Consider the following 21,965-nt stretch of genomic DNA (forward strand, 5'->3'; position numbering starts at 1 on the left):
TCATCGGCATGGCGGCACCTCCGCTTGAGGGATGCCGCCATGCTCGCCCTACCTCTGCTCACCTACTGAGACTCGACGCTAATCAAGTACGTGTAGCAGGGGAGGGAGGCGATCCGCGCGTACAATGAGCCTTCCCTCTCCGTTGGATGCTTTAGCTTGACCACCGTCGGCTTCCACGCAGCCGCGCCCGAAGCGGTGCTGGATGCGCTCTTCCTACCTTTCTCGGACGGCTATTTGCCTCTACCTGACCACGGCAGCGTGCTGTTTCTGCGCGCACGTGACGGCTACCGCTTGCGCGAAGTAGCGCAAAGAGGTTGGTTATGCGAGCAAAGCTTCAAGCCATTTGCCAATGCGCTGGCGCGCAGCGGATACCAGGTGGGCGACGTCGACGCCGAGGTGCGTTTCAAGCTGGTGCTGTTATTGCCGCCGAGGCAACGCGACGAGGCGCGGGCCTGGTTCGCCAAGGCGGCACGTCATGCCGAAGGCGGCGGTGTGGTGGTCGTGTGCGCGCCAAACGCGGAGGGCGCGAAATCCGCGCAAGCCGATCTTGCCGCCCTGCTGGGATCGGTGAATCATCTTTCCAAGCACAAGTGCCGCGTGTTCTGGGGTGTGTCGGATGCATCGTGCGATCAGGCGCTGCTCGATGCCTGGCTGGCGCTGGACCGCCCCCAGCTCAACGCTGCCGGCTACATCAGCCGCCCCGGCTTGTTTGCCTGGGATCGCGTGGATGCGGCGTCCGCCTTGCTCGCCGCGCATTTGCCCGGCGATCTAGGCGGACGCGTTGCCGACTTCGGCGCAGGCTATGGATATCTCTCCACGCAGATGATCGCGCATTGTCCGGGGCTCACCGCACTGGAACTCTATGAAGCCGAGGCTCGCGCCCTTGAGCCGGCGCGGCTCAACATCGAACGCGCAATGCATGAGCACGCGCGCCGGCTTGCGTTCGAGCTGCATTGGCACGATGTCACGCAGGGCGTCGAACGGCGCTACGACGCCGTGGTTTGCAATCCGCCCTTCCACCAGGGCCGGGCGGACCTGCCGGACCTGGGGCGCGCCTTCATTGTGCAGGCGGCCCATGCGCTACTGCCGCACGGATGTTTGTGGCTGGTGGCCAATCGCCATCTGCCTTACGAAGCCACGCTCGCCGCGCACTTCGAACAGGTGCGCAATGTGACGATGCGGGATGGTTTCAAGGTAATCGAGGCAAGAGGTGTACGCGGATGAGGCTGGTCAAGCTGATCGCCAATCTCGGCTATGGCAGCCGCAGGGAAGTCGCATGGATGTTCCGCGAAGGGCGGATCACCGATCCTGAGGGGGAGGTGCTGTATGCGGATGACAAGGTCGAGCATGCGCGGATCCACATCGACGGCGAGCCGCTCGATCCACCGGGTGGCATGCTGTTGATGATGCACAAGCCGTTGGGGGTGACTTGTTCGCGCAAGGACCCGGGCCGAGTGGTGTATGACTTGCTGCCGCCGCGCTATCGCCTGCGCAGTCCCCCGTTGTCCACCGTGGGCCGGTTGGATCGCGATACGTCCGGCCTGCTGCTCATCACCGACGACGGTGCGCTGCTGCATAGGATCATCTCGCCTCGCGCAAATATCACCAAGGCGTACGAAGCCACGCTCGCCCAGGATCTGCGCGGTGACGAGCAGACGCTGTTCGCCAGCGGTACGCTGATGCTGGAATCGGAAACCACGCCGTTGCTGCCGGCGAAACTGGAAGTGCTTGGCTCCCGCCACGTGCGCTTGTCGATTACCGAAGGGCGCTATCACCAGGTGCGCAGGATGTTTGCCGCTACCGGAAATCATGTGCAAACTCTGCAGCGCGCGGCCATCGGGCAACTGCAGCTGGCAGGCTTGCAGCCTGGTGACTGGCGTCAGTTGGGAACCGATGAGATCGCTCGAATCTTCGAGCCGCCGGCAGCGTGAGCCGCCCGTGTCGCGCGATCAAGGTTTCGCTTGCATGTCACGGCTTCGAGCCAATTCGTCTTCGCGCCGCGATCGTGCGTTGGATGCCCAGGAGACCAGCTTGAACTCCGCAAGCGTGTCATAGACGGTCTGGGTATGACTGTCCCGCGTATGGTTGGAAAGCATCCCTGCTACCAGCTGCATTCCGCGCATGAAGGCGGAACGAGCAAGAAGCATATGCATGTTCATTCACTCCGCCGGCTACCCCTGCGTAGCCGCAGCCAAACTGTACCAAGCTTTAACTGTCAATGTATAGATGAGGTGAAGAATGTGCTGTCGCTCGCATTTTTGCTGCCTTGCACCAGGTTGATTTCGTCCGAATATCCCAGGTATGAATTTCCCTCTGCTCAACTTCGATAACAGTTTCATCCGCGACCTACCGGGCGATCCGGATCATGGCCAGGGCGCCAGGCAGGTCGTGGGCGCGCTGTATTCACGTATAGACCCAAGCCCCGTGTCGGCACCGCGCGTTGTCGCCTGGTCGCTTGAGATGGCGCAGGAGCTGGGTCTGGCCGAAGCCGACATTGCCAGCCCGTACTTCGCGCAGGTCTTTGCCGGCAACGGCGTGCTTGAGGGCATGCAGCCTTGGGCGTCGAATTATGGCGGGCACCAGTTCGGCGTGTGGGCCGGACAGCTAGGTGACGGACGCGCCATTTCACTCGGCGAGCTGGTGACTGCGCAGGGCAAGCGGTGGGAGCTGCAGCTGAAAGGCGCGGGCGCCACACCGTACTCGCGCGGAGCAGACGGACGAGCGGTACTGCGTTCGTCGATCCGTGAATTCCTTTGCAGCGAGGCCATGCACCATCTCGGCGTGCCGACCACGCGTGCGCTCAGCCTGGTGGTAACTGGCGACCTGGTCGAACGCGACATGTTCTACGACGGGCATCCGCAGGACGAGCCCGGCGCGATCGTCTGCCGCGTGGCGCCCTCGTTCATCCGTTTTGGACATTTCGAACTGCCGGCTTCGCGCGGCGAAATCGAACTGTTGCAGCAACTGGTCGACTTCACCATCCGCCGCGATTTTCCGCACTTGCGCGGCCATGGAGCAACGCTGTACGCCGACTGGTTTGGGGAAGTCTGCGCGCGCACCGCCAGCATGATCGCGCACTGGATGCGCGTAGGTTTCGTACACGGCGTGATGAACACCGACAACATGTCGATACTCGGGCTGACCATCGACTACGGTCCGTATGGCTGGGTCGATGATTTCGATCCGGATTGGACACCCAACACCACTGATGCCATGCGCCGCCGCTACCGCTTCGGCCAGCAGCCGAACGTGGCGTGGTGGAACCTCAGTCGCCTCGCCGCCGCCATCGCGCCGCTTGTGGGTGATGTTGCGCCATTGCAGGCGGGGTTGGATCGCTACGTCACCGAATACAGCTTGCAGGCGCGCCGCGATGTCGCTGCCAAACTCGGGTTGGCTCAGTGCCGCGATGAAGACGTGGCGCGCATGGAAACACTGCAGCAGCTGATGCAGCAGGCGGAAGTGGACATGACCTTGTTCTTCCGCGCACTGAGCCGTGTCGATCCGCATGCACCGCAGTTGGAGCCGCTGCGGCATGCGTTTTACGACGAAGCCAAATACGCAGCCGCGCAAGCGGATTTCCTGCGCTGGCTGGATGACTACGCGGCGCGCGTGCGCGAGGATGCCCGGACACTAGAGCAGCGGCTGCAGGGCATGAACGCTGCCAACCCTTGTTACGTATTGCGCAACTATCTTGCCCAGGAAGCGATCGATCGCGCGACGCAAGGCGATTACGCCGGCATCCAAACTTTGCTCGACGTGCTGCGTCACCCGTATGAAGAACAACCCGGCCGCGAGCACTTCATGCAGAAGCGGCCGGAGTGGGCGAAGCATCGCGCGGGCTGCTCGATGCTCTCTTGCAGCTCGTGACGTCCTCCCACCGTTGCCGGGATTTTGAGCACGTTGTTTGGGATGGCAATCCCAGCATTGCATCCGGCATCCCAGTGCTGGGATTGCCATCCCAGCCTACGCTCTGCCAGAGGCGGAGACCGTCCTAGCGCACTTCCAGCAGTTCGATGTCGAACACCAGGGCGCTGTTCGGTGGCACTTCCGGCGCCGCTCCGCGCCTGCCGTAGCCCATGCGTGAGGGAACGATGATGGTGCGCTTGCCGCCCACTTTCATGCCGCGCACGCCGCTTTCCATACCTTCCACCACTTCGTTCGCACCCATGGTGAAGCTGAGCGGGCGGCCGCTGTCATAGGAGCTGTCGACCTTGGCGCCGTGGTGATCCAACGCCTTGGAGTCGTACAGCCAGCCGGTGTACTGGATGCGCACCTCCGAGTCGTCGCGCGCCGTGTTGCCGGTGCCCACCACCGTGTCCTTGATCGCAAGGGACGTCACGTCTTCGGCAAGGGCCGGTTGCGAGCCGAGGGCGCCCAGGGCGAGCAGGACAGTGGCAAGAAAGGCGAACGGGCGCGGCATGGAAAACCTCCAACAAACGACTGGACGGCGACAGTAGCTCATCAAGGAGCCTCTGATCTATTCCTCCGTACCCGTTACGCCAGTGTATGCGCTTCCGGCTGTACCCGGCAGGGCCAGTCTGTCCTGTGCCGCGTGATACACCCTGCAGGACTTCCGGACGTCAAGCCGGCACGTAGGAATGGATCAGAGGCATCCTTCGGATGCACATAGTCCTTTTTGGACGGCTATAGTCCTTTCCGCCAGTTTGCAACGCAGGGATGATGTGGTACTACTGGAGCCATGGTCATCATCACCTCCAGCCGCTATTACTTTTGGTATGCCTATCCGAAGCCGGCGGCGGAGCATGGTGCGCGATCGTAACGAGTAAAGATCACCCACCTTCGAACAAGCCGCCAGCCACCCTGGCGGCTTTTTCATCAGGTCGCCGGGCACCCAACGAGGAGTGCATTGCCGTGACCCAGCGTACCGACGATCTTCGCATCCGCGAAATCAAGGAAGTCCCCACCCCCGCCGATGTCATGCGGAGCTGTCAACCCGGCGACGAGGCCCTCGCCACCGTTGCCGGCTCACGCCGCGCCCTGCACCGAATCCTGCATGGCGAAGACGACCGACTTGCCGTGGTGATCGGCCCCTGTTCGATCCATGATCCGGCTGCCGCGATGGAATATGCCAGGCGCCTGGCTGTCGAACGCGCGCGGCATGCCGACACGATGGAGATCGTGATGCGCGTGTATTTCGAAAAACCGCGCACCACCGTGGGCTGGAAAGGGCTGATCAACGACCCGGATCTGGACGAGAGCTACCACATCGACAAGGGCCTGCATCTTGCGCGCCGGCTGCTGTGCGATATCAATGCGCTGGGCCTGCCTGCCGGCACCGAGTTTCTCGACCTGATCACGCCGCAATACATCGCCGATCTGGTGGCCTGGGGCGCGATCGGTGCCCGCACCACCGAGAGCCAGTCGCATCGCGAACTCGCCTCTGGCTTGTCCTGCCCGGTGGGCTTCAAGAACGGCACCGACGGCAACGTGAAGATCGCGGTGGATGCCGTGCTTGCCGCCACCCGCCCGCATCATTTCATGGCGGTGACCAAGCATGGGCGCACGGCCATTGCGGCGACGGCAGGCAATGAGGACTGCCATGTGATCCTGCGCGGTGGCAAATTGCCCAATTACGATGCCGAGAGCGTGGCCAGCGTCTGCAGCGTGCTAGCCAAGGCGGGCCTTGCCGAACGCCTGATGATCGACGCTAGCCACGCCAACAGCGCCAAGCAGCCGGAGAATCAGCCCCGCGTAGTGGCGGATATCGCCACCCAACTCGAGGCCGGCGAGACGCGTATTCACGGCGTGATGGTGGAAAGCCATCTGGTGGCAGGCCGCCAGGATCTGCTGCCAGGGTGCGAGCTGACCTATGGGCAAAGCATCACCGACGGCTGCATCGGCTGGGATACCACGATGGAGGTGCTCGATCGCCTGGCAAAGGCGGTGCGGATTCGCCGCGAGCGGGGAGCCGAGCAGGTGGCGGCATAGCCGTGGCGCTGCTCGCCGTACAAGGCGGCGCGTTCTATGCTTTGCACCCTCTTTCATCTGCGGAACGCTCCCCATGACCCCGGAGATCCGGCATCTCGCTGCAGGCCACCGCTTTGAAACCACAGTGGAAGGCGTTGTCTGCGAGCTTGAGTACAGCCTGCGTGGCCCGGTGATGACCATTACGCACACCGGCGTGCCCGAGCAGGTGGGCGGCCGCGGCATCGCCGGCGAATTGGTGCGTACCGCACTGGAAACCGCGCGGCGCGAAGGCTGGCGAGTGGTGCCGGCATGCAGCTACGCGAAGCTGTGGATGGAGCGCCATCCGGTATTCAGCGACCTGCGGGCATGAGTACGGCGCCACCGGAAAGGCGCCGAGTGCTTCGCCGCTGGGCACCGCTGCGTTTCGTGCGTGCGCGTCCGTGGCTGGCGATATCCGCCATGCTGCTGGTGGTCGTTTGCGTGGTGCTGTCGGCCAGCGGGGTAAAGCCTGCCTCCGCCTTGCTGCTCGGCTTCGATGCCGGCGCCCTGCTTTACCTGAGCATGGTGGCACGCATGTTCCATCGCGCAACCGCAGAGCACATGGCAAGGCACGCGCAACGCCAGGACGCCGGGCGGCGCACCACACTGTGGGTCGCGGTCACGTTGTCGGTGGTGGTATTGGTGGCCTTGTCCACCGAGCTGCACGCCGCCAAGAATGGCGGCGCCGCGGCCATGGGCATGGCGGCGTTGAGCATCGTGCTGTCATGGCTGTTCATGAACACCATGTATGCGCTGCATTATGCGCACGGCTATTACGGTGATTTCGGCCGGCAGCACGCTGGGCTGGAATTTCCCGGCACGAAGCAACCGGACTACTGGGATTTCGTTTACTTCGCCTTCGTGATCGGCATGTGCTTTCAGGTCTCGGACGTGCAGATCACCAGCCACAGCTTGCGACGCACAGCCCTGCAGCACAGTGTGGTGGCGTTTTTTTTCAACGTGTTCATTATTGCGATCAGTGTGAACATCGCGGCGGGGCTCGCGTAGGTTGGCGTGTCTCCCCAACAGCCCCCTTTTTATCCCGCACGGTTATGCATTTCGTAGCAGGCAATGCAACCAGTTACGACATGCGGCAGCCGTGCGATCAGGGGGGAAGTTGGGGTACACCCGCGACTCTTAGTCGCGGAAATTATCGAACTGCAACGGCAGTTCCACCTCCGCCTTCCGCAATACTGCCATCGCCAGTTGCAGGTCATCGCGCTTCTTGCCCGTCACGCGCAGTTTCTCGCCGTTGATCTGCGCTTCCACTTTCAGCTTGGATTCCTTCAGCGTGGCGATCAGCTTCTTGGCGATCGGTTGCTCGATGCCCTGTTTCACGGTGATCTTCTGCCTTGCACCGCCCAGGTTGACTTCCGGGTCGGCTATGTCGAGCGCGCGCAGGTCGATCTTCCGCGCCGCCAGGCGTCCGCGCAGGATGTCCAGCATCTGCTGCAACTGGAATTCGCTGGGCGCGCTTTGCGTGATCACGGACTTGTCCAGTTCGAACTTCGCGTCGCTGCCCTTGAAATCGAAGCGGTTGGACAGCTCGCGGTTGGCCTGGTCGACCGCATTGGTCAGTTCGTGCTTGTCGACTTCGGAGATCACGTCGAAAGAGGGCATGGCATGGGGTCCTGATAAGGGCAGGCGGCAAGTTTATTGGATAATGGGCGGATGTATGGGACGGCGGCGCGAATGGCGGTGATTCCGTGAAAGTGGATGTCCTGGTGATCGGCGCCGGTGCCGCGGGATTGATGTGCGCGATTACGGCGGGACAGCGCGGGCGGCACGTGCTGGTGCTCGATCATGCCAACAAGCCCGGCAAGAAGATCCTGATGTCGGGTGGCGGGCGCTGCAACTTCACCAACCTGGGCGTGACGCCGGCCCAATACCTTTCGGCCAATCCGCATTTCTGCAAGTCGGCGCTGGCGCGCTATACCCAATGGGATTTCATCACGCTGGTGGAAAAGCACCGCATCGCCTACCACGAGAAGGAGCTGGGGCAGCTGTTCTGCGATGAATCCTCCAAGCTGGTCGTGCGCATGCTGCTGGATGAATGCGCGGCCGCGGGCGTTCGAGTCGAAACCAGCTGTGCCGTAGAGAAGGTGCGAAAGACGGAAGAGGGCTTTGCCGTACTCACCGCAAAGGGCGAGGTACATGCCGATTCGCTGGTGATCGCCAGCGGCGGCCTGTCGATTCCCAGCATGGGCGCGACCGGTTTCGGCTACGAGCTGGCGCGGCAATTCGGGCATAACGTGCTGCCGACGCGTGCGGGTCTGGTGCCTCTCACCTTGAGCGGCAAGCATCTGGAGCATTACCAGGATCTTGCCGGCGTGGCTTTGCCGGTGGCGGAAACGCGCGTGGACAAGCGGCACTTTCGCGCAGGCTTGCTGTTCACGCATCGCGGCATCAGCGGGCCTTCCATTCTGCAGATTTCGTCGTATTGGCAGCCGGGCGGTGACCTACGCGTGGATCTGTCGCCGGAGCAGGACATCGGCGATTGGCTGGTCGCCCAGCGCGCGGCACGACCGGCGGCGGAGCTGCGCAACGTGTTGGGTGATTTGCTGCCACGCCGGCTGGCGCAGCGCTTGTGCGAGCTATGGCTGGGCAGCAAGCCGATGCGCCAGTACCGCGATGCGGAGCTGCACGATACAGGCGCACGCTTGCACGATTGGCCGATTGTTGCCAGCGGCACGGAAGGTTACCGCACGGCGGAAGTTACACTGGGCGGTGTGGACACGGATGAGCTTTCCTCCGCCACCATGCAATCCAAACGCGTGCCTGGCCTGTATTTCATCGGTGAAGTGGTCGATGTCACCGGCTGGCTGGGTGGCTACAACTTTCAGTGGGCCTGGGCATCCGGCCATGCCGCCGGCGAGGTTGCTTGAAGCTTCGCTTCCACTGAACGCCGGCCATGTTCCACTAAGCCCCCGCAACAGGAGATTCTCCATGAAAGTCGGTTTTATCGGACTCGGCGTGATGGGTAGCGCCATGGCCAGCAATCTGGTTGCGGCCGGTCATCATGTGACGGTGTGGAATCGCTCGGAAGCGGCGGTGCAAAAACTGGAGTCACTGGGCGCCAAGGCGGCGCGAACGCCCGATCGCGCCGCGCAGGGAGAAGTGCTGCACAGCATGCTGGCGAACGACCAGGCGGTGCGCGAAGTATTTCTCGACGGCGGTGTGCTGGATGCGATGGATCCGGGCACCACGCACGTCAACCACGCCACCATTTCCGTCGCGCTCGCCAGGCAGCTTGCCGAAGAGCACGCCAGGCGCGGCTTGGGCTATGTGGCCGCGCCGGTGTTCGGCCGCCCGGATGTCGCCGCGGCGGGCAAGCTGCATATGCTGGTGGCTGGCTCGGCGAGCTTGATCGAAAAGGCCAGACCCTTGCTCGAAGCCATGGCGGCCAGGCTGTGGCCGATGGGCGCAAGCCCAGAGCGCGCCAATGTGGTCAAGCTGGCCGGCAATTTCATGATCGTGTCGGCGATCGAGAGTCTGGCCGAAGCTTCCGTGCTTGCGCGCGCCCACGGCGTGGAAGCTGCCGATTTCATCGAGATGATGACCGGCACGTTGTTCGCCGCGCCGGTGTATCAGATCTATGGCAAGGCGATAGCGGAACAGCGGTTCACCCCGCCGGGCTTCGAACTCTCCCTGGGCCTGAAGGACGTGATGCTGGCGCAGGACGCCGCGCGGGCGGAACGTGTGCCGATGCCTCTGGCGGGGGTGTTGCGCGAAAGCTTGCTCGAAGCGCTGGCCGACGGAGCGGAGGGGATGGACCTGGCCGCCCTCGCACTAGTGTCTGCGCGTAGGGCGAATCTCGACCGGCGTGCATAACCCCGGAAGCTTGTAGGCTGGGATGATAATCCCAGCTTTCCATGACGCCTCCTGAAGCTGGGATTGCCATCCCAGCCTACGGTCGACTTATTCGCGTGCGTCCCAATGCAGAGTTCCATCGATGACGGTATTCGTACGCCCGCCGATCCAGATCGTGCCATCCATGATATGCGCAATCAGCATGGCATCGTGGCCCATTTCACGTCCCTGGCTGACGGCATAACCGCGCGATAGCGGGCCGTCAGGCTCCGCATGCGCGATATAGGCCGCAATCAAGCCATTGGCCGCGCCGGAGGCGGGGTCTTCGACGATGCCCACCCCGGATGGAAAAGCGCGCACGACCAGTTGGTAGTCGGGATGGTTGCTGCGTGCAAACGCGCATAAGCCCATGCTGCCGCTGGCAACGGCGAGTGCGCCGATGGCGCTATGGTCGGGTGTCCACGCACGCAGGCTGGCTTCGTCCACGCATTCGGCCAGCCACCAGCGGCGGCCGCCGTCGACCAGCGCAGGCGGCAGCTTGCCCAGGCCGATGCTGTCGAGCGTGGCAGCCAGCAGCGGGTGCGCGCGCAGGCCGGTTTTGACTACGTGTGCCGCGGGCGATTGCAACATCAACACGCGCCGCGTGCCATTGCCTTCCACGCGGATCGGCAGCACCCCCGCACCACATTCTTGCCATAGCACGCCGTTCCGCGGGTCGGCCAGGCCGCATTCGAGCACGGCATGCGCACTGCCGACGCTGGGATGGCCGGCGAAGGCAATTTCCTTTTCCGGCGTAAAAATGCGCACACGATAGCTGGCCTTGGGATCGCCGGGCGGCAGCAGGAAAGTGGTTTCCACCAGGTCGGTCCAGCGGGCATAGCGCTGCATGTCGGCATCGCTCCATCCGCGGGCATCGGTGACCACCCCAAGGTGATTGCCGCCGCCCGGACTGGCGGCGAAGACATCCAGGTGCATGTAGCGGATGGGTTTCATACGGCTGGGAAGGGCGCGAAGCAGGAACAATCGTGCATTCTAGCCGTCGACAACTGCGCGCGTGAACGTCAAGATGGCCAATTCCGCAACACTGTCCGATTCGTCATATGCCGATTACGCTGCTCATCATCCTCGCTGGCACCTGCATCGTTTCCTTCATGGCGTTCAGCAACCGGCGCCTGGTGGATGATCTGATCCTCTGGCCACCAGCGATCGAGCGCAAGCGCGAGTACTACCGCCTGGTCACCTACGGCCTGCTGCATGCCGACCCCATGCATCTGCTGTTCAACATGCTGACGCTGTACTTTTTCGGACGGCAGATGGAGTTCGTCTACAACGCCAGCTTGGGCACGTTCGGCTTCGCGCTGTTCTACCTGGGCGGACTGATCGTCTCGATCCTGCCGACCTACTTCAACAACCGCCACAACACGAACTACCGCAGCCTGGGGGCTTCCGGAGCTGTGTCCGCGGTGCTGTTCGGCTTCATCCTCTATCAGCCCTGGGCCAAGATCTATGTGTTCTTCGCCGTGGGGGTGCCGGCGATCATCTATGCCGTCCTGTACGTGGCCTATTCCATTTACATGGATCGGCGTGGGCAGGACAACGTGAACCATAGCGCGCATCTTTGGGGGGCGGCCTATGGGGTGGCGTTCACGGCAGTGGCGAATCCGGCCGTGCTGTCGAGTTTCCTGGAAGCGCTGTCGCGGCCGAGGTTATAGCAGTCCACGGCTGGCCTGCCGCGAATCAAGCACGGCAAGTGCTTGATTGGGCGGCACCGAGTTCGGACATGTGCCGGACTCGAGTGTGTTGAGAAAGTGCAGGACCGCACTTTCTCAACACCCTGATAGGGCGGCTGGCACTTGCCGAGCATACGCACTTCGCGATGATGTCCGTACCGTCCACCGTTGGAGTACGTACGCATGGCAACGACGCGCAAGTCTGCCGCGAAGAAGTCCGCGGCCCGCAAGGCATCCCAAGAAAACGGCTCGGTGAGCAGGAAGCCCGCCGGGAAACCGCTGCCGGCCATGAAAAAGGCTGCCACGGCCAAGCAGGCGGTGAAGAAGGGGACGCCCAAGGCGGTGGCAAAGACAGCGGTGAAAAAAACGGCTGCCAGTAAGGCGGTAGATCAGGGCAAGGCATCGTTGGCGCCTGCCAGGCAAAAGCCGGCGGCGGCTCTGGCATCGATGGCGAAGGCCAAGGCGCCCAGCGCTTCGCCGGCTTTGGCGGAACCTCCCCATATCAGCCCGGAAGAGGCGGTTGCGCATATCCAGGCACTGCTGCGGTCAAAGCAGGAGCGCGTAAATCGCGGGCCGGGCTGGCCCGGCGCCAAGGCGAATCCGAATGCTGCCGACGGCCATGCGCAGCAGGGGGGAAGCAATGAAAGCCAGGGGCCTCAGCGTCATCTCGCGCATGCGCGAGGCGATCAGGGCAAGGGCAACAAAACCTGAGCTGGCCTTGCCGTCGCTCTGGCCTTTGCCGGGGCGCGGGCTGGCTAAGCTTGTTTTCTATTTTGTAATGCTCCGGTTCCCTTCCGCTCAGGAGGCATTTATCGGCGTGGGACTAGGCTCCAAGCGTAGGCCGCATGGAGTCCCCGCCATGAACAAATCTGTCAAACGCGTGCTTGCCTGCCTAACTGTGGCTGGTCTGATCAGTCTGCTTTCCGGCTGCTATGTGGCACCGGGTTACAGCTATGTGCAAAGCAACGGATATGCGGGGGATGCCTACTACGGAAGCGGCCCGGCGGTGGTCTATGACTATCCGTACGGTTACCCCTACGGCTATTACGGCGGCGCGTGGGGCTACTACGGTTGCTGCTATGGCGGCTGGTACGGCCGGGGCTATTGGCACGGTGGCCACGATTGGCACCATGGCGGCGGCGGGGGCTGGCATGGTCACGGTAGCGGTGGCGGTGGCGGCCACTGGTCCGGAGGTCACGGCGGCTGGAGCGGACACCAGCATTGATGCAGGGATGAAATCTTTTGTCAGAATGCGGGGATGATTCGTCCCCGCATTTTTCTGTCCGCCCGTCGCTTAGGTTTAGGCATCATGGTGATCGCGGTGCTGAGTGCCTGCGCAAATCTGCGCTACTACGCCCATGTGACGCATGGCGAAGGTAGCTTGCTGCTGCAGCGGCGATCCGTGAGCAAGGTGATTGCCGACCCTTCCACCGATCCCAAGCTGGCGTCGCGGCTGCAGCTCTCCCAGCAGGCGCGACGGTTTGCTTCGGACCAGCTCGATCTGCCGCGCAACCGAAGCTATACCTATTACGTGCAACTCAATCGTCCATACGTGGTATGGAATGTTTACGCCACGCCGCGTTTTTCGGTGGAGGCGGTGCCGCAATGTTTCCCAATCGCCGGCTGCGTGGCCTATCGAGGCTGGTTCGACGAGCGCAAGGCAAAGGCAGGTGCCGAGCAACTGCGCAGACAAGGCTATGATGTCTATCGCGGCGGCGTACCGGCCTATTCGACGCTGGGCTGGTTTTCCGATCCCATTCTCAGCAGCATGCTGCGCTGGGACGACGACGAGCTGGCCGGCACGATCTTCCATGAGTTGGCACACCAGAATATCTACGCCAAAGGCGATACGGCTTTCAACGAAAGCTACGCCATGTTCGTGGAACAGCAAGGGCTGCGCGAGTGGCATCGTGCGCGCGGCGAGTCCATCGGCGACGATCATGCCCAGGCGATGGATGATGGGTTCACCAAACTGGTGCTCGACCTGCGCGAACGCCTGAAGAAACTCTACGCCAGCGGCGTGGACGAAGAGGCCATGGCAAAGGGCAAGCAGCGCGAAATCGAAGACTTCCGCGCGCGCTATGCCGCATGGCGCGACCAGAACTGGCCGAACGATCACCGCTATGACCCCTGGATGGCGCAGCCGATCAACAACGCCACCCTGCTGCCATTTGGCCTGTACGATCAATGGACGCCGGCGTTCGCTGCGCTGTTCAAGCAGGTCCACGAGCAATGGCCACGGTTTTACGACCGTGTGCGTACGCTGGCAAAGGAACCCAAATCAGAACGCGAAGATTCCCTGCGCGCATTGCTCGGAAACGAGTAGGCTGGGATGGCAATCCCAACATCGCGCGGGTTGCATGCATGGCAATGCCGGGGTTTGCACCCCAGCCTACTCGCTGCGGCGAGTTCGGAGCATCCCTAGAGCCGTTCGATCAATGCCATCGCCGCGGCCGGGTTGTGCTCCTTCGCAGCGCTGATGAAGAAAACGAAGACATCCCGCTTGAGTTGCGGTGTGCGTCCCGTGTCGAGATAAGGAAGGTTCGCCGGCTGTTCCCCATTCGCCCATGCGTGCACGCATTTCGCCCAGTCATCGAGTTCCTCGCCGCCGTAGCCTGTCGCCACATTGTTGCGTGAACGCATAAGTCGCGCGTAGACGAAATTCGAGGTCACATCGGCGAAGGACGGATAGTCAGGCGAATCGGTGAACACCGTCGCCATGTCGTGCTTGCGCAGCAGCCCGAGGTAATCGGCATTGACGAATTCCCGATCGCGCACGTCCAGCACGTGACGGAGCGTGCACCCCTCAATCTGCTTCGGCAGCAAGTCGAGGAATTCGGCGAAACTATCGCGCTGCAAACGCTGGTTGGCGTCGAACTGCCAGACGATCGGGCCGAGCCGGCACCCAAGCGAGAAGATGCCGCCCAGGAAGTCCTCGATCTGAGGCCCGGTTTTTTCCAGTCTGCGCGACTGCATGATGCGCATCGGCGCCTTGACCGAGAACATGAAGCCTTCCGGTGTTTCCGCTGCCCATTTTGCATAGGTGGCGGGCTTCTGCGTACCGTAGTACGTGCTATTTATTTCGATTGCGCTGAGCTTGCGGCTGGCATATTCCAGTTCGCGCCGCTGCACGAGGCCTTTGGGGTAGAAATGGTTGCGCCAAGGTGCGAAGGTCCAGCCACCAACGCCCACGCGAATGCCGTTCACCGGCGAGGAAAGCTCGTCGAACACTGCCATGCTCCGGATACTCCGCTGATCACTTGTCCACTTTATGCTGGGCCATGTACTTGAGGTACGCGAGCACCGCATCCAGGTCCGCATCGGACAGCGACGCTTGCGTCGGAAAGCCGGTCATCCTGCCTTCGGGCCAGCGCCGCAACGACTGTGGATCGCGGATGAAGGCGCGCAGCATGTCCGTACTCAGGTATTCGGTGGGGTTATGCGGGAGGTTGAGATCCGGCCCCATCCGCGCATCGCCTTCGCCGTTGAGTGTATGGCAGGCGAAACAGGTGTGCTGGAACACGACATAGCCATGACTGACAAGGCTGTCAGCCGGTACGGAGGCGGCTGGCGCGGTGGCGGGAAAGCGCGTAGTCACATCTTGCACGCGCTCGATGCGCGCCAGCTGATACGGCCACTGCTCGCTGCTGACCTGGGCGGCGGAAGGGTTTGTCCAGACGACATAGAACGGACCTGCGTCGCCCTTGTTGCCGGGCAACGTGGGCCACGGCTGCTGTGGATCTTCAATCGCAAGCCATGCCTGAGCGCCGGCCTGGTTGAGGATGGTGTCCGCTGCCAGGTCAACCGAGAAACCGTCGTTTGCAACAAATTTCAAACGAATGCCACGCGTCAGCCCGGGAAGCAGCGCGCGCAACGGTACGGCGCGATAGCTCATCGTGCGGTGGAAGGCGACGTCGGCTTGAATCATCACGCTCCTTGCATCGGGAAGATTCAATAATTGTTGTGTAGTCCAGACCCGGGCTTGGGGACCCACATCAATGCGCAGATCGGCCGCATACAGCGGCAGGGTGCAGCCCAGCGCCAACAGGGCAAGACAACGAAGCAGGGTGCTCATGCTCTGGCCTTTTACGGACAAGTATTGGGGGAACGGTACAGATGAAACCATCGAGGGTCCTGTCGGTTACTTATCGGGAAGCTGAACCGATTCAACCAGGCCTTGAACTTCATCCCTACCGCACACACTAAGTCTTCGAATCGCCGTGAGGCGACAAGAGGGTGCCACAAGTCATCGTGGCACCCAGGGGTCGGTTCCTAAGTTTACCCTCCCCCCGGAACGCGACCTAACAAACCCCGGCAGTTATTCCCCTGGCTGCCGGGGTTTTATCTTTTCTGCCAAAAGCACAGGCTGTTCACGGCAAGGGCTTCAGCCGGATAATTGGCGAGTGCTGCCCCCAGTGCGCGGCGCATTTCTTCCCCCGACGTGGCTGCTCCATGATCGTCAGCTCCCTGCTCGACACCGATCTTTACAAATTCTCCATGATGCAGGTGGTGCTGCATCAGTACCCGGCCGCGCAAGTGGAGTACCGCTTCAAGTGCCGCAATCCAGGCATCAACCTGGTGCCGTATATCGATGAGATCCGCGAGGAGCTGCACGCGCTGTGCAGCCTGCATTTCACCCAGGCGGAACTTGATTACCTGCGCAGCTGGCGCTTCATCAAGAGCGATTTCGTCGACTTTCTAGGTTTGTTTCAGCTCAACGCCAAGTATGTTCAGATCACGCCGTCGCCGCTGAACAACGGTGAAATCGAGATCCGCATTTGCGGCCCGTGGCTGCACACGATTCTTTACGAAGTGCCTTTGCTGGCGATCGTCAATGAAGTGTATTTCCGCAACACGCAGCCTGGCCTGGACTTGACCGAAGGCCGCCGCCGCCTGAAGGAAAAGATCGCGTTGCTGCGCGACACTCCCGGTTACCACGACTGCCGCATCGCCGACTACGGCACGCGTAGACGTTACTCGCGAGAGTGGCATCGGGAAGTGGCCGGAACGCTGCACGAAGGACTGGCGACGCAACTGGCCGGCACCAGCAATGTGTGGCTGGCCTGGCAGCTTGGCCTGCGTCCGCTCGGCACGCTGGCGCATGAATATCTGCAGGCGCACCAGGCGCTGGGGCCGCGCTTGCGCGATTCGCAAGTGGCCGCACTGGAAGCCTGGGCCAAGGAGTACCGTGGCGACCTTGGCATCGCGTTATCGGACGTCTACGGGCTTACCGCCTTCCTGCGTGATTTCGACATGTACTTCTGCAAGCTGTTCGACGGTACCCGCCACGACTCGGGCGACCCGTTCGCCTGGGGCGAGCGCGTGCTGGCTCATTACCAGGCCAACCGTGTCGATCCGCGCAGCAAGATCCTGGTCTTCAGCGACAGCCTGGACATCCCCAAGGTGATGCAGCTGTACAAGCATTTCCATGGACGTTGCCAGCTCGCGTTCGGGGTGGGTACCAATCTCACCAACGACGTGGGCCCCAGGCCGCTCAATATCGTGATCAAGATGGTTCGCTGCAATGGGCAGCCGGTGGCAAAGCTCAGCGATTCGCCGGGCAAGAACATGTGCGAGGACGACGCGTATATCGCCTATCTGCGGCAGGTGTTCGATATTCCTGTGCTGCCGGAAGCGGAGCCGATCGGGTAGCGACGTAGGCTGGGATGCAAATCCCAGCGCTGCCATGCATGGTCATCCGGATGCAGGGGTTCGCATCCCAGCCTATGTTCGCATCAGAACGCCGGCAACACCGCGCCGTGATACTTCTGTTCGATGAATGCCTTGACTTCCGGACTGGTCAGGGCCTGTGCCAGCTTCTGCACGCGCGGGTCATCCTTGTTGTCGGGACGTCCGACCAGGTAATTCACGTAGGGTGAATCCTTGTTCTCGATCAGCAGCGCATCCTTGCCCGGATTCAATCCGGCCGCCAGCGCATAGTTGGTATTGATCAGCGCCAGGTCCACTTCATCCAGGGTGCGCGGCAGCATCGCCGCTTCCAGCGGCTTGAACACCAGGTTTTTCGGATTGGCGACCACGTCCTTGGGCGTAGCCAGTTCGTTGTTCGGATCTTTCAGCGTGATCAGCCCATTGCGGGCGAGCAGCAGCAGAGCGCGGCCCTCATTACTGGGATCATTCGGCAGGGTGACCGTGGCGCCGCTCGGAAGCTGATCGGTCGACTTGTACTTGTGCGAGTAGGCGCCAAACGGCTCGATGTGCACGCCGGTAACGATCACCAACTGAGTGTTGTGCTCGCGATTGAACGTATCCAGATAGGGTTTGGTCTGAAAGTAGTTCAGGTCGATGCTTTTTTCCGCGACCTGCGCGTTGGGCTGCACGTAGTCGGCGAACACCTTGATCTCCAGCTGCACCCCTTGCTTGGCCAGGATGGGCTTCACTTCCTTGAGAATTTCCGCATGGGGCACGGCGGTGGCGGCCACGGTCAGCGTCTGGCCGTTCGAGCCGCCGGGGGCGGAAGAGGAGCAACCGGCCAGGAGCAGGCTGGCGGCCAGGAAAAGGAGTTTCTTCATGGAGGGCTATCCTTGTGCGATGCGTCAGAATAGCCTTCCATACGGCTGGGTGCAAAATTCTTGCGCTAGTGGCGGCCGTAATGCGCCACGATACGGTCGCCCAGCATCTGCAGCAGTTGCACCAGCACGATCAACAGCAGCACCGTCACTACCATGTAATCGGACTTGTAGCTGAGATAGCCATAGCGATAGGCCAGGTCGCCCAGGCCTCCCGCGCCGATCGCGCCACCCATGGCGGTATAGCCGACCAGCGCGATGGCGGTGACCGTCACCCCGGCCCATAAGCTGGGGCGCGCCTCGGGCAGCAGCACGTGGCGGACGATTTGCCAGGTGGAGGCACCCATCGCCTGCGATGCTTCGATCACGCCGTGTTCTACTTCGCGCAATGCCGTTTCCACCAGGCGCGCGAAGAAGGGCGCCGCGCCGATCACCAGCGGCGGAATCGCGCCGCGGATACCTAGCTTGGTGCCGACCAGCACGTACGTGAGTGGCATCAATACGATCATCAGAATGATGAAGGGGATCGAGCGCAACACGTTCACCACCAGCGACAACGCGCCATAGAGCTTGGGCATGGCGTGCAACTGTCCTTTGCCGGTAAGGAACAACAGCACGCCCAACGGCAGGCCGATCGCCACCGTGAGCAGCAGGGAGCCCCCGAGCATCAGCAAGGTATCGATGCAGGCCTGGCCCATCTCGCTCCAATCGTCGATGTTCGGGAACAGGCTGTGCAGCAAGGGAAGCTGGGTGGCGATCATCGGGCAAGTTCCTCAACTTCGATGCCTGCTTCGCGCAATGCGCGCAGGGCGGTATCCACGTTTTCGCCCTGCATGGCCAGGGTCAATTGGCCGTAGGGCAGATCCTTGATGCGATCGATGCGTCCGGCGAGGATGTTGAAATCCACGCCGGTTTCGCGCGTGACGCGTCCCAAAGTGGGCGACCAGGTCGCTTCGCCACGGAACGAAAGGCGCATGATGCGCCCGGGCACATGCTTATAGATCGTCTGCTCGCCGGAGTTTTCCTCCGGCAGTGCTTCGCTGACGAAGCGGCGCGTGGTGGCGTGTCGCGGATGCAGGAATACATCGGCCACGGCGCCATGCTCCACGATGCGGCCGGCATCCAGCACGGCTACGCGATCGCATACGCGGCGCACGACGTCCATTTCGTGCGTGATCAGCACGATGGTGAGCTTCAGCTCCCGGTTGATTTCAGCCAGCAGGTCGAGCACGGATGCGGTGGTCTGCGGATCGAGGGCGCTGGTTGCCTCGTCGCACAGCAGAATCGACGGATGGTTGGCCAGCGCACGAGCGATGCCCACGCGCTGCTTCTGTCCGCCGGATAGCTGAGAGGGGTATTTGCTCGCATGTGCGGTCAGGCCAACGCGTTGCAACAGCTCATCCACGCGTGCGCGAATCGTCCCTGCCTCCTGGTTGCCGGCCAGGCGTATGGGAAAGGCGATGTTTTCCGCTACCGTTTGCGATGACAGCAAGTTGAAATGCTGGAAGATCATGCCAATGCGCTGTCGGGCTACGCGCAATGCCTCATCGGACAAGGTGGTGATCTCGGTGTCGCCGATCAGGATTTTTCCGCCGCTAGGCCGTTCAAGCAGGTTGATCAGGCGGATCAGCGTGGACTTGCCGGCGCCGGAATGGCCGATGATGCCGAACACCTCGCCATCTTTGATGTCCAGGCTGAAAGGTTCCAGGGCCGGAATGTCCTTGCCTTCGACACGGTAGGATTTGTGGACATCGATGAAACGGATCACGTTGGGCCCTGGCGGGTGGTCGAAACGGCCATTTTATGCCACCCGGCATCGGCGGCGCTGCAGTAGACTGCCATATCGATATGACCGGAGCGATGCCATGACCACCGTATACGACTTCAATGCGCGCGACATCGACGGCAACGAGCGGTCCCTGACCGAATGGCGCGGCAAGCGGCTGTTGATCGTCAACGTGGCTTCCAAGTGCGGTTTTACACCCCAATACAAGGGGCTGGAGGAGCTGTGGCGCAAGCACCGCGACCAGGGCCTGGCCGTGCTCGGCTTTCCCTGCGACCAGTTCGGCCACCAGGAGCCCGGCGACGAGGCCCAGATCAAGCAATTCTGCTCCACCACCTATGACGTGACCTTCCCGATGTTCGCCAAGATCGAGGTGAATGGCGAGAACACGCATCCGCTTTACCAATGGCTGAAGAAGCAGGCGAAGGGCTTGCTGGGCAGCGAGTCGGTCAAGTGGAACTTCACCAAGTTCCTGGTGGATGAGCAGGGCAACGTGGTGAAGCGCTATGCGCCGAACGATGCGCCGGAGAAGCTGGAGAAGGATCTGGCGAAGCGCTGAATCCGTGCCGCCTTGGATTGGCTCCTCATGGCCGGCGTCAATCAGCTCTTGCCGCTGAACGCCGCCAGCAACTCCACAATCGAATCCAGATTCCGGCTCGGACTGGGCTCATCGTCTGCGCGCGCGAAATTGTTGAGCATGATCGCAAACGCCAGCCGTTCGCCGGCTGCCGTCGTGACATATCCCACCAGGCAGCGCACGTTGCTCATGCTGCCGGATTTGGCCCGGACGTTGTCTGCCGCAGCTGTATTGCGCATGCGCCCTTCGAGCGTGCCATCCACGCCCGCAGCCGGCAGTGCATCGCGTAACTGGGCGGCATAGGACTGGCTGGCGAGGTAGGTCAGCAGACGCACAAACGCGTTGGGTGTGGATAGATTCTTGCGTGACAGTCCTGCGCCTTCTTCGATCTGGGCCATGCCGGGCGCAATGCCGATGCGCTCCAGCAGGTCTTTCAGTGCACGAGTACCCCAGGCTTCGCTGCTCAGGAAGCCGGCCGGCGGATCGCCGGATTGCCCGGCATTGGCCAGCGCTTTCACACCGGCGATTTGCAGCAGGTTCTGCAGATAGAGATTCTGCGAACGCTTCAGGCCGCGATTGAGAATCTCCATGACTGGCGGTGACAGCACCTGCGCCAGCACCACGGCCTTGCCCGGATCCGTACTGTCCTGTTCCGGCCAGTGCCGCACGCGCAAGGCGCCATGGACATGCACTCCATGGCGCTCAAGCGCTTCGCGTAGCTGCGTGCCGGCGTACCAGGCCGGATCGGCGATGGCGAGCTTGAACGTCTGCGGTTCTGCATGCGCCGCGATATGGCCGAACGCGTACAAGGTAGCGTCGCCGGGGGCGCGATAAAGATTGACGTCGTTGCGCGTGTCTTGCGTGCTGGTGGTGAGCGTATTCACTACGTGCGGGATCGCGCCCGCCAGATCGAACGTCAGGGCCGCGGGATGACCGGGTGCCGTCGCCGGGGTCACGGTGACGTGGACCATGTTTTCCTGCACGCTGAGTGCTGAGGACGGCACGGCGAACCAGCTTTGCAGGTCACGCGCCTCCCAGCCGGAACCGTCCTGCGGCCCCTGGAAATAGCTGTCGTCGGCGATCAGGTCGCCTTGTACCTCATGCACGCCGCTGGCGGCGAGCTGGCTGGCCAGCTGATCGGTCCAGTCCATGTTGGTGTCGGGCGTGCCGAGGGTGGGATCGCCCATGCCGCGCAAGATCAGCGGCCCTTCCAGCCGGCCCTGCACCAGCTGACGCGTGGCGAGCAATTGCGTGGGAATGCGGTAGTCGGTGCCGATCGTGTCCAGCACCAATGCCGCCGTGTAGAGCTTGGCGGTGGATGCCGGCTGCAGCAGGCGTTCCGCGTCGTGTGAGTACAGCGTGCGGCCAGTGTCGAGAGATACTACGGCGATACCCCAGCTCGCCGAGGCGAAGCGCGGCTGTTCGATCTGCGCATCAATAGCCGCGGCAAGCTGCTTCGGCGTGCTGGGTGTTGGCGCAGAAGCGGGTGCATTCTGCGCTCCGGCCAGTGCGCTCCACAGCATGCATGCCGTGGCAAGCCATAACAGATATTTCAAGAGGAAGTACTTCAT

At 62.2% G+C, this 21,965-nt stretch carries 23 protein-coding genes; 14 read left to right on the top strand and 9 right to left on the bottom strand.

Going from position 1 to position 21,965, the window contains the following annotated elements; genetic code table 11:
- Positions 1-156 precede the first annotated feature (156 nt).
- From EKH80_RS21845 to EKH80_RS21855, 3 genes are all read left to right on the top strand, one after another.
- On the top strand, positions 157-1,224 hold the full coding sequence (locus tag EKH80_RS21845; RefSeq protein ID WP_126686922.1) for a class I SAM-dependent methyltransferase: 1,068 nt from the start codon (positions 157-159) through the stop codon (positions 1,222-1,224).
- Positions 1,221-1,931, top strand: a complete 711-nt coding sequence (locus EKH80_RS21850; RefSeq protein ID WP_126686923.1) for a pseudouridine synthase — start codon at positions 1,221-1,223, stop codon at positions 1,929-1,931. The genes EKH80_RS21845 and EKH80_RS21850 overlap by 4 nt, the downstream gene beginning before the upstream one ends.
- 370 nt (positions 1,932-2,301) lie before the next feature.
- Entirely contained in the window at positions 2,302-3,867 is a 1,566-nt protein-coding gene (locus tag EKH80_RS21855) for a protein adenylyltransferase SelO (protein ID WP_126686924.1), read from the top strand.
- A 124-nt stretch (positions 3,868-3,991) separates the two neighbouring features.
- Here the strand turns inward: EKH80_RS21855 and EKH80_RS21860 are convergent, their stop codons facing one another.
- A complete protein-coding gene (locus EKH80_RS21860; protein WP_126686925.1) occupies positions 3,992-4,420 on the bottom strand; it encodes an FKBP-type peptidyl-prolyl cis-trans isomerase in 429 nt (142 codons plus the stop codon).
- Between the two features lie 452 nt (positions 4,421-4,872).
- On the opposite strand from EKH80_RS21860, the gene EKH80_RS21865 reads away from it, so the two are divergent.
- From EKH80_RS21865 to EKH80_RS21875, 3 genes are all read left to right on the top strand, one after another.
- On the top strand, positions 4,873-5,949 hold the full coding sequence (locus tag EKH80_RS21865) for a 3-deoxy-7-phosphoheptulonate synthase (protein ID WP_126686926.1): 1,077 nt from the start codon (positions 4,873-4,875) through the stop codon (positions 5,947-5,949).
- A 73-nt stretch (positions 5,950-6,022) separates the two neighbouring features.
- Entirely contained in the window at positions 6,023-6,298 is a 276-nt protein-coding gene (locus EKH80_RS21870) for a GNAT family N-acetyltransferase (protein ID WP_126686927.1), read from the top strand.
- Positions 6,299-6,324: 26 nt separating this feature from the next.
- Positions 6,325-6,975 carry a DUF1345 domain-containing protein gene (locus EKH80_RS21875; RefSeq protein ID WP_329955496.1) on the top strand — a complete coding sequence of 217 codons (651 nt, stop codon included), beginning with the start codon at positions 6,325-6,327 and terminating at the stop codon, positions 6,973-6,975.
- Positions 6,976-7,104: 129 nt separating this feature from the next.
- Here the strand turns inward: EKH80_RS21875 and EKH80_RS21880 are convergent, their stop codons facing one another.
- Positions 7,105-7,587, bottom strand: a complete 483-nt coding sequence (locus EKH80_RS21880; protein ID WP_126686929.1) for a YajQ family cyclic di-GMP-binding protein — start codon at positions 7,585-7,587, stop codon at positions 7,105-7,107.
- Positions 7,588-7,673: 86 nt separating this feature from the next.
- On the opposite strand from EKH80_RS21880, the gene EKH80_RS21885 reads away from it, so the two are divergent.
- Together EKH80_RS21885 and EKH80_RS21890 are read left to right on the top strand one after the other, a co-directional pair.
- Positions 7,674-8,852: a BaiN/RdsA family NAD(P)/FAD-dependent oxidoreductase gene (locus EKH80_RS21885; protein WP_126686930.1), complete on the top strand. Its 1,179-nt coding sequence runs from the start codon at positions 7,674-7,676 to the stop codon at positions 8,850-8,852.
- Positions 8,853-8,913: 61 nt separating this feature from the next.
- Positions 8,914-9,798 (top strand): NAD(P)-dependent oxidoreductase, encoded by an 885-nt coding sequence (locus EKH80_RS21890; RefSeq protein WP_126686931.1) that lies wholly within the window; start codon positions 8,914-8,916, stop codon positions 9,796-9,798.
- A gap of 87 nt (positions 9,799-9,885) precedes the next feature.
- Here EKH80_RS21890 and EKH80_RS21895 read toward each other — a convergent pair whose 3' ends face one another.
- Positions 9,886-10,770: a PhzF family phenazine biosynthesis protein gene (locus EKH80_RS21895; RefSeq protein WP_126686932.1), complete on the bottom strand. Its 885-nt coding sequence runs from the start codon at positions 10,768-10,770 to the stop codon at positions 9,886-9,888.
- 107 nt (positions 10,771-10,877) lie between these two features.
- On the opposite strand from EKH80_RS21895, the gene EKH80_RS21900 reads away from it, so the two are divergent.
- From EKH80_RS21900 to EKH80_RS21915, 4 genes are all read left to right on the top strand, one after another.
- Positions 10,878-11,489, top strand: a complete 612-nt coding sequence (locus EKH80_RS21900) for a rhomboid family intramembrane serine protease (RefSeq protein WP_126686933.1) — start codon at positions 10,878-10,880, stop codon at positions 11,487-11,489.
- A 201-nt stretch (positions 11,490-11,690) separates the two neighbouring features.
- Entirely contained in the window at positions 11,691-12,218 is a 528-nt protein-coding gene (locus EKH80_RS21905; protein ID WP_126686934.1) for a hypothetical protein, read from the top strand.
- Positions 12,219-12,366: 148 nt separating this feature from the next.
- Positions 12,367-12,732 carry a hypothetical protein gene (locus EKH80_RS21910; protein WP_126686935.1) on the top strand — a complete coding sequence of 122 codons (366 nt, stop codon included), beginning with the start codon at positions 12,367-12,369 and terminating at the stop codon, positions 12,730-12,732.
- Between the two features lie 84 nt (positions 12,733-12,816).
- On the top strand, positions 12,817-13,833 hold the full coding sequence (locus EKH80_RS21915) for an aminopeptidase (protein WP_230473878.1): 1,017 nt from the start codon (positions 12,817-12,819) through the stop codon (positions 13,831-13,833).
- A gap of 95 nt (positions 13,834-13,928) precedes the next feature.
- Here EKH80_RS21915 and EKH80_RS21920 read toward each other — a convergent pair whose 3' ends face one another.
- A complete protein-coding gene (locus tag EKH80_RS21920) occupies positions 13,929-14,744 on the bottom strand; it encodes a DUF72 domain-containing protein (protein ID WP_126686937.1) in 816 nt (271 codons plus the stop codon).
- Between the two features lie 19 nt (positions 14,745-14,763).
- The gene (locus EKH80_RS21925) at positions 14,764-15,582 is read right to left on the bottom strand and encodes a c-type cytochrome (RefSeq protein WP_126686938.1); all 819 of its coding nucleotides are present in this window, start codon (positions 15,580-15,582) and stop codon (positions 14,764-14,766) included.
- 377 nt (positions 15,583-15,959) lie between these two features.
- Between EKH80_RS21925 and pncB the strand changes: the two genes are divergently transcribed.
- Complete coding sequence (gene pncB, locus EKH80_RS21930; RefSeq protein WP_126686939.1) at positions 15,960-17,159, top strand: nicotinate phosphoribosyltransferase; 1,200 nt, start codon at positions 15,960-15,962, stop codon at positions 17,157-17,159.
- A gap of 83 nt (positions 17,160-17,242) precedes the next feature.
- Here the strand turns inward: pncB and EKH80_RS21935 are convergent, their stop codons facing one another.
- The 3 genes from EKH80_RS21935 to EKH80_RS21945 all read right to left on the bottom strand — a co-directional run bounded on the left by EKH80_RS21935 (position 17,243) and on the right by EKH80_RS21945 (position 19,802).
- Positions 17,243-18,037, bottom strand: a complete 795-nt coding sequence (locus tag EKH80_RS21935) for a MetQ/NlpA family ABC transporter substrate-binding protein (protein ID WP_126686940.1) — start codon at positions 18,035-18,037, stop codon at positions 17,243-17,245.
- A 65-nt stretch (positions 18,038-18,102) separates the two neighbouring features.
- Positions 18,103-18,795: a methionine ABC transporter permease gene (locus EKH80_RS21940; RefSeq protein ID WP_126686941.1), complete on the bottom strand. Its 693-nt coding sequence runs from the start codon at positions 18,793-18,795 to the stop codon at positions 18,103-18,105.
- Positions 18,792-19,802 (bottom strand): methionine ABC transporter ATP-binding protein, encoded by a 1,011-nt coding sequence (locus EKH80_RS21945; RefSeq protein ID WP_126686942.1) that lies wholly within the window; start codon positions 19,800-19,802, stop codon positions 18,792-18,794. Before EKH80_RS21945 ends, EKH80_RS21940 begins: the two co-directional genes overlap by 4 nt.
- A gap of 97 nt (positions 19,803-19,899) precedes the next feature.
- Between EKH80_RS21945 and EKH80_RS21950 the strand changes: the two genes are divergently transcribed.
- Positions 19,900-20,376 (top strand): glutathione peroxidase, encoded by a 477-nt coding sequence (locus tag EKH80_RS21950; protein WP_126686943.1) that lies wholly within the window; start codon positions 19,900-19,902, stop codon positions 20,374-20,376.
- A 41-nt stretch (positions 20,377-20,417) separates the two neighbouring features.
- Here EKH80_RS21950 and dacB read toward each other — a convergent pair whose 3' ends face one another.
- Positions 20,418-21,965 (bottom strand): D-alanyl-D-alanine carboxypeptidase/D-alanyl-D-alanine endopeptidase, encoded by a 1,548-nt coding sequence (gene dacB / locus EKH80_RS21955; RefSeq protein WP_230473879.1) that lies wholly within the window; start codon positions 21,963-21,965, stop codon positions 20,418-20,420.

It is taken from the genome of Dyella choica (assembly GCF_003977665.1).
In the GTDB taxonomy this organism is placed as follows: Bacteria; Pseudomonadota; Gammaproteobacteria; order Xanthomonadales; family Rhodanobacteraceae; genus Dyella_B; species Dyella_B choica.